General features: G+C 69.8%; 8 protein-coding genes and 1 riboswitch. Of the genes, 5 read left to right on the top strand and 3 right to left on the bottom strand.

The genetic code is table 11. The annotated features are described in order from the left end of the window. Nucleotides 1-103: 103 nt before the first annotated feature. Nucleotides 104-1,900, bottom strand: a complete 1,797-nt coding sequence (locus tag IE157_RS09180; protein WP_318281411.1) for a cell division protein PerM — start codon at nt 1,898-1,900, stop codon at nt 104-106. Between the two features lie 118 nt (nt 1,901-2,018). Between IE157_RS09180 and IE157_RS09185 the strand changes: the two genes are divergently transcribed. Both IE157_RS09185 and IE157_RS09190 read left to right on the top strand, forming a co-directional pair. Beyond that, the gene (locus IE157_RS09185) at nt 2,019-3,182 is read left to right on the top strand and encodes a glycosyltransferase family 4 protein (protein WP_318281412.1); all 1,164 of its coding nucleotides are present in this window, start codon (nt 2,019-2,021) and stop codon (nt 3,180-3,182) included. 111 nt (nt 3,183-3,293) lie between these two features. Continuing rightward, a riboswitch (SAM riboswitch) is annotated at nt 3,294-3,436 on the top strand. Between the two features lie 20 nt (nt 3,437-3,456). Further along, a complete protein-coding gene (locus IE157_RS09190) occupies nt 3,457-3,735 on the top strand; it encodes a hypothetical protein (RefSeq protein ID WP_035963768.1) in 279 nt (92 codons plus the stop codon). Nucleotides 3,736-3,849: 114 nt separating this feature from the next. Here IE157_RS09190 and IE157_RS09195 read toward each other — a convergent pair whose 3' ends face one another. Together IE157_RS09195 and IE157_RS09200 are read right to left on the bottom strand one after the other, a co-directional pair. Then, nucleotides 3,850-4,500 carry a BCCT family transporter gene (locus IE157_RS09195; protein WP_318281413.1) on the bottom strand — a complete coding sequence of 217 codons (651 nt, stop codon included), beginning with the start codon at nt 4,498-4,500 and terminating at the stop codon, nt 3,850-3,852. Between the two features lie 290 nt (nt 4,501-4,790). Continuing rightward, nucleotides 4,791-7,871 carry a hypothetical protein gene (locus IE157_RS09200; RefSeq protein ID WP_318281414.1) on the bottom strand — a complete coding sequence of 1,027 codons (3,081 nt, stop codon included), beginning with the start codon at nt 7,869-7,871 and terminating at the stop codon, nt 4,791-4,793. A gap of 227 nt (nt 7,872-8,098) precedes the next feature. Between IE157_RS09200 and IE157_RS09205 the strand changes: the two genes are divergently transcribed. From IE157_RS09205 to IE157_RS12945, 3 genes are all read left to right on the top strand, one after another. Continuing rightward, entirely contained in the window at nt 8,099-11,092 is a 2,994-nt protein-coding gene (locus IE157_RS09205; RefSeq protein WP_193519791.1) for a DEAD/DEAH box helicase, read from the top strand. 252 nt (nt 11,093-11,344) lie between these two features. Next, nucleotides 11,345-11,953, top strand: a complete 609-nt coding sequence (locus IE157_RS12940) for a hypothetical protein (RefSeq protein WP_318281415.1) — start codon at nt 11,345-11,347, stop codon at nt 11,951-11,953. After that, entirely contained in the window at nt 11,950-12,081 is a 132-nt protein-coding gene (locus IE157_RS12945; RefSeq protein WP_318281416.1) for a hypothetical protein, read from the top strand. Before IE157_RS12940 ends, IE157_RS12945 begins: the two co-directional genes overlap by 4 nt. Nucleotides 12,082-12,215 lie beyond the last annotated feature (134 nt).

Raw genomic sequence — 12,215 nt, forward strand, 5'->3', positions numbered from 1 at the left:
GTTCCCAGCGAGTCCATTGCTATCGAGAGCGGTTCGTCATCGGCCCAGTCCCACGTCCTGGGACGCCCGAGCCCGTCGGCGCCAGGATCGGTTCATCGTCGTCTCAGTCCCGCTCGTCGTCGAGGGCGGCCAGCCGCGCGGCCTTGCGCTTCTCGGACCTGCGCTGCGCACGACGACGCTTGGTCTCCTCACGGCGGGACAGTCCCGGTTCGTCTGCCGATCGTCCCACGGCCGTGGACCCGCCGCGGGGCTGGGACTCCCGCTCGGGCTCGGCGGCAGCGCGCGACGCGCGGCCCCGGAACAGACCCCGGACACCCCGAGCCGTGACCTCGCCGTCCGGGACGGCCGCCCCGGATCCAGGACGGCCACCGGGTGCCGTGCGAGCATCCTGCCCGGCGCCGGGGCCGGAAGCCGAGCGGGAACCGTGCGCGGCGCCAGCGGCGGGCAGGGCGTCGTGGTGGGCCACAGCGGCGTCGTCCTCCGGGGCCGGGGAATCCGACTCGGGGAGCTCGTCCGCCTCGGCGCGGGAGCGGGAACGGTAGCCCTCGCGTTCGAGCCAGGGCCCGGCCAGGCACCCCACGGTGGCGCCCACCGCAAGTTCGGCACCGAGCCACAGGAACACGTGCCACGCGTGCGGGCCGATGTCCGTGAGCCTGCCGATGCCCAGCGAACCGCTGGAGAGCCACGCGAGCGCGGTCACGAGGCCCGCCCCCACCGCGGCCATGAACACCGCCGTGAGCACGGTGGAGAGCACGAACGTGATCCAGCGCAGAGGCAGGCGGATGGCCATCCAGTCGTCCAGGTGGTTCTCACCCTCGCGGCAGAACCACCACCCCGCGAGCAGACCCGCGAGCACGGGCAACCCCAGGACCGCAGGGGCGTACAGCCACGGGTCACCGGTGGGCAGCGCGGCGAGCGCCGGGAACTGCGGCAGCGGTCCCAGCGTGCTCTGGAACGGCGACACCAGGGTCCCGGTGCCCAGCGAGAAGCCGGCACCGGTGGCCCACGTGAGCGCCCACACGACCATGTTGGGCAGGTACCCGAACTGCAGTGCCGTCAGGGCGGTGTCCCCCGCAGCGCCGGTACCGAGGTCCTGGTAGACCGTGATCACGCGGTCCCAGTTCCACGCGAGCGCCACCACGAACAACAGGGCACCGGCCGCCACAGCGGTGACCGCGGCGAGGAAACCGGCGCGGATCACGGCCCACATGTAGGAACCGGCCCAGCGTGAGTGCTGGCTCGTGCGCTGCAACCAGGACGCGACGTCGGCCCCGAGCACCGCGGCGAGCGAGCGCGAAGCGCTCCACCCGCCCACGAGGGTGCCCAACCCGGCCGGGACCAGGGGCAACAGGGCGGCCGCCACGAGGTCCACCGAGACTTGTTCGGTGCGGCTGAGCCAGCCCACGAGGGCACCGAAGAGCGCGTACGCGAGCATCCCGGCGAAGAACGGGATCAGGAACTGACCGCGCCAGCACGCCCGGGCGATCCGGCGGCCCGCGATCACCGCGAGGCCGAACGGGATCAGCGTGAGCCCTAGAGGCACGAGCGTGACCGTCCCGCCACCGTCCAGCGACAGGCCCTGGATGGCTTGGATCGTGAGGGGCACGCAGTGCGCGAGCAACCAGACCTGACCGGCGAGCTGCAGGCTCCCGCCCGCGCCCAGGGTCGCGAAGCCCCCCGCAGCCCATACCGCACCCAAGAGCACGGTGCCCAGCAACAGGCCCACCACGGCCACCGCGAGCAGCTCGATCACGCCCTGCAGCGCGAGCGGCATGGGCAGTCCCGGGGAGTCGTCCGGTTCGGGGCGGGGCACGTCGGCGGCGCGCACGGGGGACGAACCGCGCGACGTGAAGCGGTCGCGTACGCCCGAGACCACGCCGGGCAGTGAGGGAAGTTTCATCACCGGACATCTTTTCACGTTCACCCGCGCACCACGGGCAGCGAAGTTAGCCCGGACTTCACCTGCGGGCCACCCCCGGGTGACTCCCCCGTGAGGCGCCGGGCCCACAGTGGGAACCGTGAGAATCGCATTGGTGGCCGAACAGTTCCTCCCCCACGTCAACGGTGTCACTCATTCGGTGATCCGCGTCCTGGAACACCTGCGGGATCACGGGCACGAGGCCATGGTGATCGCCCCCTCCTACGAGAAGACCCTGTTCCTGGGCTCGGTGGACCACGTGGACGGCGTGCGGATCGAGCGCATCCCGTCCCTGCCGCTCGCGGGCTATCCCGAGGTCCGCGTGGCGAGCTGCACCCTGAGTCGCATGCAGCGCATCCTGGCCCGTTTCGCGCCGGACGTGGTGCACGTGGCGTCCCCGTTCGTGCTGGGCTGGCAGGCCATCCAGGCCGCCAAGGGTCTGGGCCTGCCGTGCGTGGCCGTGTACCAGACGGACGTGCCCGGTTACGCCGCCCGGTACGGGGCGTCCGTGCTGGAGACCGCCATGTGGTCCCACGTGCGTGCGATGCACAATAGTGCGACCCTCACTCTCGCTCCCTCCACGGCGTCGATCAGCCAGCTCCACGAGCACGGCGTCCAGCGGGTGCACATGTGGCGCCGCGGAGTGGACACGAGCCGGTTCCGTCCCGCGCTGCGCGATCACGCGTGGCGCGAGCGCGTGGGCGGCGGCAAGCGACTCGTGGGATACGTGGGGCGGTTGGCCCCCGAGAAGCAGGTCGCGGACCTCGCCGCGATCGACGCCCTGCCGGACACCCGGCTCGTGATCATCGGTTCCGGTCCCGGGAAGGAGTCGCTGCGCTCGGTATTGCCCAACGCGCACTTCGAGGGCTTCCTCACGGGCACCGAACTCGCCACGGCCATGGCGTCGCTGGACGTGTTCGTGCACCCCGGTGAGCACGAGACGTTCTGCCAGACCATCCAGGAAGCCATGGCCTCGGGGGTCCCAGTGGTGGCCGTGGGCCGCGGCGGTCCCCTGGACCTCGTGGACTCCTCGCGTAACGGGTGGCTCTACGCCCCGGGTGACCTGGCCGGGTTGCGCGAGCGCGTCCGGGACCTCGCGGGCGACGACGCCAAACGCCTCGCCTTCGCGCGCACCGCCCACCAGTGCGTGCAGGAGCGCACGTGGGGTGCCGTGTGCGAGCAGTTGCTGGGCCACTACGCGCGCGCTCGCACGGTCACCTCCCGGATGCGCGGCACGCGCCGCAGCGACCTGCGCACCCCATGAGAACCGCCGCCGGGTGCCAGATGTTACTCAACAGAAGCTTGATTAAGTTTTGATGACATTCTCGGTCCGCGCCTGGCTAGTCCCCCGAATCCACGGATAGGCTCGAAGCAGCTTCACGAGATGCGCCCGCGCAACGACAAGGACGTCACCGCGCGCCCAGAGCTCCAACTCGGCGTACGCCAACCCTCGGTTCAGGGGTGGATTGGATGACGAAGCGGCCGGGGCCACACGTGTGGTTCCGGCAAGCGACCGGAAAAATCAGAGGCCCGACAACATGAACACGACAACCCAGAAATCCCACCCCGACACCCGCGAACAGTGGGTGGACGTCACCGTTCAGGCGGACCCCGCCCGGCACGTGGTGTCCATCACGGGATCGGACGGTCACGAGCACGAGTACTTCGCGGACGACGCCCGTGAGGTCGCACTCGCCGCACAGCACACACGGGGGCGCGGCCAGTGGTGCGCCAAGTACAGCAGACTCCTGGTCCCCGGGGCGTCCCGGGTGACCGGCGGGGTGTCCTTCTACAAGCTGGAGCCCTTGCCCGCGTAGTCCTCGCGAGCACGGTTCCCGCGACCGCGAACTCCACGGTCGGGTGTGGCCCGGGTCCGGACGGACCCGGGCCACACCCATGTTCTCAGCCTGCTCGGTTCTTGGCGGCCGTGCTCACCGGGCGGTCGCGTCCCGGTCCTGGGCGATCAGCTCGGCGGCGCGTTCACCGCTCATGAAGACCGTGATGTTCGGGTTCACCGTCACGAGCTCGGGCATCACCGAGGCGTCTGCCACGCGCAATCCGCTCACGCCCTTGACGATTGCATCCAGCAGGAACGCCGTGCGCCCGGTGATGAGCACGTACAGCATGAGCCCGATCGCCAGGATGATGTTCAGCTCGGAAAGCCGCCGGATGCCCTTGTCCACGCCCAAGATGGTCCCCAGCAGCGCCGCGGTGTCCACGGCGTCGCCGGCGACCCCGTAGATGCGGCGCCCGATCAGGGGATAGAGCGCGGAGCGGATGCTCAACGGCATGTCGAAGCGGTAGGCGAAGTAACCGAACGCCATGCCCATCAGGGCGTACATGGCCCACCCCGTGAACAGGTTGAACTGGGGTTTCGCGTGGTCCGGGCCCATCTTGATCGTGCCGTGCCTGCTGTCCTCGACCAGGATCACGAACACGATTACGAGAGCGGCCGTGAGGATGTAGAACCACCCCAGCCGGGAGGCAACCCACGCGACCACGCCGCCGATCACGGCGTCGGCGTGCTCGGGTGCCTCCGTGGCCCAGGCGGACAGCGAGACAAGCAGGGTTGCCGCGGCCACGAAGACCCGCCAGTAGACGGGCAACCGGGGTGGCGCAGAGCGAGGGGCCCGGACGGGGCGGGCGGATCCGCGACGGGCGACGAGCCCGGGCGTGGGTGACGGATGGACGAGGAATCGTGTGTGGTCACGTCGGGGATGCGGGTCGGACGTCGGACGACCCGGGGTTGAGGCGCCTTACTACCAGCCGTTAGTCATGGCACGCCACCTCACTGTAGGGGAGGGCCGCGCAGCAGCCGAATGCAGCCGCGCGGCCCCACGAGCACACCCCCCGTTCGCCCGGGGCGGCACTGTCAGCCCAGCAGCTTGGCCACGAGGGCGCTCGCGAACTCCTCGGAGACGTCCCCGTAGTTCAGGGAGAAGTCCTCGTCCACGAGCGTGGGCAGCAGCCCCGAGCACAGCACCGTGGCGCGCGCGTACAGCCCCGGCAGGGCGGCACCGATGGGCACGGAGAGCAACCGCAGCTCGGGATCGTAGCTGACCAACGCCGTGCCGGTGTCCCGCGCCGCGAGGTGCTTGCCGAGCCCCGAGGACACGGGACGGGCGTGACCCGAGACCACGTCCTCCGCGGTGCGGTAGACGTAGCGCGTCTTGTGGTGGTGGTTGATCCGATACAGCCCCGCCTGGTTGCGGTCGTCCGTGGCCTCCCACGTGGCGTCCGCGGGCACGAAGCGTTCCGCGACCCCGTTGTACTGCATCTCCTTCAGGGGCAGCCCGGCGACGACCGAGGACAACGGGGGCAGGGTGTCGAGCATGACGGGCCCGGCGTCGTAGACCACGTCGCACAGCCCCTCGGGCAGCAGCTTACTCAGCGCGTCGAGGTCCACATCCTGGAGCATGGTGGTCGCGTGGTCCTCCGGGGACAGCACCACGACCTCACCACCCTGGGCCCCGACCGCCTGCGTCACGGCGTCCTCTTGGTCGGTCTTCCACCCGCCCGTGAGCAGGATGGAGCCGTCCACGAGCTGGGTCAGGGCCGGGGAGCACACCTGCCAGCGGCGCACCGTCCAGTTCTCGTCCCGGATCACCTCCAGGAAACCGAGGGCCTGCAGGTGACCCACGAACCATTCCTCGAAGCGCTCGGAGTCCTCGAGCTGGCGCGCCACGATGGACAGGCTCGACCGCTTGCCGCCACCCAAGAACGTGAGGATGTCCTTGAACGGCGCCCAGGACCCCGGGTACTCGCCCTCGTCCGGGCCGATGAACTGCAGTGCCTCGACCGAACCCGTCTGACCCACCGCCGAGAGCTTGGTGAGCCGGCCGGGGTAGCGCTTGGTGAGCCCGCAGAACTTGCAGCGCCCGAACACCCACGGCGCCTTGGCCTTGGGATCCATGGGGGGCAGGATCACTTTGTGCTTGCCCGTGACCATGCAGGACACGTCCGGGGCCTCGGGCAGCTCGTTGCTGCGCTCGGGGAACATCTGCCCCTCGGCGGACTCCCACCCGGCGACCTCGGGCACGGGGACCTCGTCCACGGCGGCCTCGTGGGGGTCCATGTTGTCGAACGAGCCCTGGACGTACTCATCCGGGATCTCGTCCCGCGTTACCGCGGTGACGGGCCACAACGGTTCCTCCGCGACGTGGACCATCTCACCGTCGTAGCCCAGGGAACGTTGAGTGATGTAGTAGGAACTGTCCCGCACGCGGAACTCGAGGCGCTGCTTCACGGTGCGCCCGGAACGCAGCACTAGCGTGTAGTCGTTGGGCTTGAGGTGGCCGTCCTCGCGGGCCAGTTCCGTACCGCCCAGGCTCACCTGGAACGGTGGCACCCGGGGTGCGGTGAGCTTGGTGCTCATGAGCTTGAACGAGTGCGGGTTACGCCACTCGCACTCCACGGACAGGGGGTCGTCGCTGTCGGACGTGACGGTCAACTGCGGGGGCCGCAGGGCCGAGAACCGGTCCACGTCCCCGGGGATCCGCAGCCCGCCGGACAGGGTGATTGCGGGGACCAGGCGGGGTACAAGGGCCGAGAAGTTGTCGTTGACGGTCAGCGCGGGGTCACCGGCACGCAGCACCTGGACGTCGTCGAACAGCACCCAGCCCTCGCAGACCCCGTTCTCCCCCGGGCCCACCACGCGGTAGTCGGGAGAGGCCGAGTCGTCCAGGATCGCGCGGATCTGATCCACCCATTCAGGTTGATTGCGCACCATGATCCGGCACGGCCACGCCGCGGGGACGTGGTCCACGGAGATGAACGTGTCCGAGTACGCGTCCTTGGCGAAGACCACCACGGGCCGTGGATTACGCGTGAGGGTGAGCTCCCCCGCGGTGATCTGCAGCTGCCCGGACAGCAGCGTGTCACTCGTCATGCGGGCGTTGTACGCGGAGATCCCCAGGAACGCGTCCCCGATGTAGGACAGGAACATGGTGCGCGGGCCGACCGTGGTCGCGAGATCCACCTCCCGACCGGGCACCAGCCGCTTGGGCACCACGAAACCGAGTTCGTAGATGGGGTTGCCCACGTAGTCCGTGCCGTCCGTGAGGGACAACCCGGGGCTGCGCGAGCCCAGGTGCCGCGTGCCGCGGGCGGCGGCCGCGGCGGCGTCGTCCGGGGCGGACTCCCACGCGTCCAACTGGGCGAGCGCGACCTGCAACGCGGGATCGCGCGTGAGGGGGTTGGTCCAGATGCTGCGCAGGCTCTTGGACACATCGGTGTCCGCGATGTCGAGCCAGAAGTCGATGTAGATCCCGAGCTCCGCCGCGCTCATCCCCTGCGCCGTGGTCAGTTCGAGGTCCTCGAACATCTGGTGCAGTTGCCGCAGCTCGGACGGGCCGAACAGGGTCTGGGACAGAGCGAGGCCCACGGGACGGTGGTTCACGGCGTACGCGGACGGCAACCCGAGTTGGCCGTCGAAGGCCTCGAGCCAATAGCGCAGCGCGTCCCAGTAGGTCTCGGAGTCCTTGCGCACCGAGGTCTCGAGCGCCTTGACGTTGTCCTGGCCCGCTTGCAGCAACACCGCGAGCGGCAGGTAGAACGTGGACACGGACTTCTTGCCCGTGCGCGCCGCGAGCGCGGACATGTGCCGCCCGGCCAGGGCGAACAGGGCCAACAGCGCCACGATGGGCGGCGGGCCAATCCTGGTGAGGTCCTCGAGCTGGCGCCGGGACGTCCGGTACCACGCCTCGGTGAGCTTGTTGAACGCGTCGAACACGGACCGGCGGGAGCCGTCCGTCACGAGCAGCGGCGTCACGGAGTCGGCAAGCGCACGCAGCGTGGCCGGGCCGTCCAGGCCGAATTCCGAGCCGATCTGTTCGAGCATCTTCTCGTCCAGGTCCAGGTGGACCAGTTCCCCGGCCCTCCTGGGGCCGAAGAATGCCCGCGCCACGGCGTCGTTCCAGCGCAGGTACTCGACTTCCCGGGGTCCGGATGCCATTGCGTGGTCCCCCGTGTGGAAACCGGCAGCGTCAGCCACAAATCCTCCGTCTGCGCCGTGCGGCGCGCTCGAAACACGACAATCCCTGTCGATTATAAGTTCCCGCCCGTCGGCGGTTCACTGCCCGATCCCACCGCGCCCCCGGTTTGCACGACGACGACGCCGCTGCCCCGGCCCTCGCCCACCGGCGCCCGGCCGTGTCCGCACCGGGCGGTACGGTAGGGGCCATGGATGGTGCTGCGCAGTTCACGGACGCCCGCGGTCCGGGTGCCGCCCCGGACTGGCGCAGCGAACTCTCCCGGATCGTGCCCGGCACGAGTCCCGACAGGGTCGTGGCGGACCCGGAATCCGGACCCACCGTGGCCCTCGAACTGGACCTGGCCCGGGTGCAGAACCGCACACCGAAAGCGTGGCAGGAATCACCCCGGGAGACCCCGCTGAGTCTCACGGCCCGTCCGGTGCTGCGCGGACAGCGCCACGGGTGGGTGCACACCGGCATCGACTGGGGCAACCTGGCCTCCCACGCCCGCTCCGGACACCTGAGCGCGGAGCAACTGGACTGGTTCGAGGAGCTGCGAGCGCTCTCCGAGTCGCACCGCGGCAGTTACGCTGCGGACCGGCACCAGCTGCACATGGAGCGCTACACCTCTCCCCTGTTGTGGCCCATCCTGGGGCGCGCCCGGGGGCTCGGGATCCCGCTCGTCTCCAAGGGCACGGGAGCACCCGTGATCGTGGATCGCGACGGCCGGTTCGAGGTGCGCGTGGATCCCGGCGAGCACGGCGAGCTCGCCCTGCACCCCCAGCTCATCGTGGGCGAGAACGAGATCCCCCTGCGCTGGACCCGGATCATCGGCCAGCCAGGTCACGGCCTGTTCTACCCGGACGCGACCCCCGCGGCCCTGGACACCGCGGAGGACCTCAACCAGTTCCCGTTGCACCTGGTCGCCCTGGGCACCCGCCTCAATCAGCAGCAGCGCTCGTTCCTGGACCGCGCCGAATCCCTCACGGTCCCGCATGACGGTGTGGAGGAGTTCTTCGACACCTACTTCCCCCGGTTGCACCAGAGCATGCACGTGATCGCGGGCGAGGACTCCCTGGTGCTGCCCCAGGTCGCGGATCCGCAGTTCGTGCTCACCATCCACCACGACGACCTCACCGAACGCGTGGAGTGGGAGTGGGAGTACCAGAAGGGTCGCGAACGGATCCGGCTGCCCTTCCGCCCCCTGGACCCTCTCGGGGACGAGCCCGTGGCCCGCGAGTCCCGGTGGGAGTCCTCCATGGTCCAGGCCGTGCACCGCCGGATCCCCGAGTTGGACTTCAAACGCAGTTCGTACGCGGCGCAGGACGCCCTGACCCTGTTGCGGGTGTGGTTGCCGCTGCTGCGCAAGATCCCCGACCTGCGCATCGTGGAGACCGGCGGGAGTCCCGCCTACCGCGAGGTCACCGAACCCACCGAGATCACGGTGTCCACCGCGCCCACCGAACACCACGACTGGTTCGGCCTGGGTGTCACCATCAGGGTCGGTGAGCACTACCTCCCGTTCTCCCAGATCTTTCAAGCGCTCGACCGCGGCCAGGACGTGATGTTGCTGCCGGACGGTTCCTACTTCTCCCTGGACCGCCCCGAGTTCACGCGGCTGCGCACGCTCATCGCCGAGGCTCGCACCCTGCAGGAGGACAAGGACGCGCCGCTCGCGTTGAACCGCTACCAGGCGAGCCTGTGGGAGCAGTTTGAGGACCTCGCCACGGACACCCGCCAGGCCGAGCAGTGGCGCGAGGGCGTGCGCGCACTGACCCACCTGCACGAAATCCCCTCTCCCCCGGCCCCCGAGGCCCTACAGGCCAACCTGCGCCCCTACCAGTACGAGGGCTTCCGGTGGCTGAGCTTCCTGTGGGACCACGGACTGGGCGGGATCCTCGCGGACGACATGGGCCTGGGCAAGACCGTGCAGACCATTGCCGCGATCCTGCGCGCCACGGATCGGGACCCGCAGCTGCCGCCCCACCTGGTGATCGCACCCACCTCCGTGGTGGCCAACTGGTCCGCCGAGCTGCGCCGCTTCGCGCCCTCCTTGGACATCACCGTGCTCAACCACACCAAAGACTCCGTGGCCGACGCCGCCGCGCATTCCCATGTGGTGCTCACGTCCTATGCCCTGCTGCGTCTGGACGCGGAGGCCTACCGTTCGGTCGAGTGGACCGGGGTGATCATGGACGAGGCCCAGTTCGTCAAGAACCCCCGGACCAAGGCCTACCGCGCCGTGAAGAACCTGCGGGCACGCACGTGTCTCGCGATCACCGGCACCCCCATGGAGAACAGTCTTTCCGAACTGTGGTCGTTGCTCTCGCTCACCGCCCCCGGGCTGTTCCCGTCCAAGAAACGTTTCACCGAGCACTACCAGCGTCCCATCGAACGCGCCATGGACTCGGACGCCCTGGCCCGGCTGCGGGCCCGGATGCGCCCGTTCATGCTGCGCCGCACCAAGGCGGACGTGGACCTGCAGCTGCCACCCAAGCTCGAGCACGTCCTGCCCGTGGGGTTGAACCCCGAACACCGCAGTGCGTACGACCGCCGGCTGCAGCGTGAGCGCGCCAAGATCCTGGGCCTGCTGCGCAACTTCGACAAGAACCGGTTCACCATCTTCCAGTCGCTGACCACCCTGCGGATGTTGGCGCTGGACCCCGTCCTGGTGGACCCGGAGTCCAAGGCGCCATCCTCAAAGCTGGACGTCCTCTTCGACCAGCTGCCCCAGCTCGTTCAGGAGGGCCACCGCCCGCTCGTGTTCAGCCAGTTCACGAGTTTCCTCAAGATCGTGGCCCAGCGCCTCGACGACGCCGGGATCGCCTACAGCTACCTCGACGGCAGCACGCGGGACCGCGCGGGGGCGCTCGAGAAGTTCCGCAGCGGCCGCGCCCCCGTGTTCCTGGTGAGCCTCAAGGCCGGCGGTTTCGGCATCAACCTCACCGAGGCCGACTACTGCTACCTCCTGGACCCGTGGTGGAATCCCGCGGCGGAGAACCAGGCCGTGGACCGCACCCACCGGATCGGGCAGACCAAGAAGGTCATGGTCTACCGCATGGTCGCGCAGGGCACAATCGAGGAGAAGGTCATGGACCTCAAGGCCCGCAAGGCGGACCTGTTCGGGGCCGTGCTCGACGATGAACGGTTCTTCTCCGCCACGCTCGACGCCGAGGACATCCGCGCGCTGGTTGGTGTCTGAGCGAACCCCGGGGTCCGTTGAGTACCCTGCACGGTCCCGATCACGCCGACGGTCGAGCTCGGGCGCACGCGGGAACACCGCGCGGGGTCCTTTCCGTGGAAGTCACACTCCCCCCGGCCTGTCGACCCGGCACGGTCAGCGGGTTAGCGTGAGCACAGATCACGCTGGCCCCGGCGCACCCGCACCGCGTGCGCGGACCCCTGACCCGATCCGTGGGTGTTGCGTGATCACGGTGTTGGGAGGCACTCGAGCATGTCACACAGCAGGACGCCGCACGGCCACGGTCCGAGTACCGAGGTGGCACTGCGGCGCGCCGGGATCGGTGTTGTGCTGGCCCGGGTTGCCTCCCCCGTCCCCGATCCGCCGGTCTGTCCATGGTCCCGGCTGGAGTCCGTCCTCACCAGGGCCATCGCCGGGATGCTCTGGAACGACTTCCTCATGGTCGAGTACGACTCACCGGAGGGCACCCCGGACGTTCCCGCCGCGTGGGTGCGCACGGGACCCCGCGGGGTGCAGTGCGCCCTGCAGCGCGTCGCGGGCCGTTCCGCGGCCGCCACCCACGGACCCGCCGAGTTCACCGGGCCGTGGTGTCCCGCGGAGCGGCTGAGGTCGTGGGGGTGGGACGATCCCACCGTCCCTGGACGGCCGTGGACGTGCGGACCGTGCCTGCCGCGGGCGGCCGCGCGCAGCGTCCTCGCCGGCATGCGCAGTCACCGGGCGTGCGGGGACCCGTACGAGTTCCACTGGGGCGTGGGGTCGCTCCCCGCCCCGGAGATCACCGCGAGCCGCCTGCTCGCGCTACCCTCAGCAACTACGAGTTCTCCGACGCCGTGGGCGCCTACGTGGTCGCCGCCCTCGTGAGTCTCGTGCTGGGCGCGACCGGGCTGTTCGGCAAACTCCTGGCCGCCGTACCCAAACCCATCACCGCGGGGGTGCTCGCGGGGGTCCTGTTGCCGTTCGCGACGCGGGTGGCTCCGGCCGTCGCCTAGCGTCCCGGTACGCTGAGCGGCCCACGGGCTGGATGGCTCCGCGGGCTGACTGGCTCCGCGGTCGATGGCGCGCAGAGCGTATTGCGGCGCAAACAGCGTTCGGCGCGGGTTCAGGTGCGAGCCAGGCGCGAGGC

This window comes from Kocuria marina (assembly GCA_014652975.1).
GTDB classification, from domain to species: Bacteria; Actinomycetota; Actinomycetes; order Actinomycetales; family Micrococcaceae; genus Kocuria; species Kocuria marina.

Excerpts from the sequence above, each read along its gene's own strand:
- IE157_RS09205 (WP_193519791.1), top strand. The coding sequence starts at position 8,099 with ATGGATGGTGCTGCGCAGTTCACGGACGCCCGCGGTCCGGGTGCCGCC.
- IE157_RS12940 (WP_318281415.1), top strand. The coding sequence starts at position 11,345 with ATGTCACACAGCAGGACGCCGCACGGCCACGGTCCGAGTACCGAGGTG.
- IE157_RS09180 (WP_318281411.1), bottom strand. The coding sequence starts at position 1,900 with ATGAAACTTCCCTCACTGCCCGGCGTGGTCTCGGGCGTACGCGACCGC.
- IE157_RS09190 (WP_035963768.1), top strand. The coding sequence starts at position 3,457 with ATGAACACGACAACCCAGAAATCCCACCCCGACACCCGCGAACAGTGG.
- IE157_RS09200 (WP_318281414.1), bottom strand. The coding sequence starts at position 7,871 with ATGGCATCCGGACCCCGGGAAGTCGAGTACCTGCGCTGGAACGACGCC.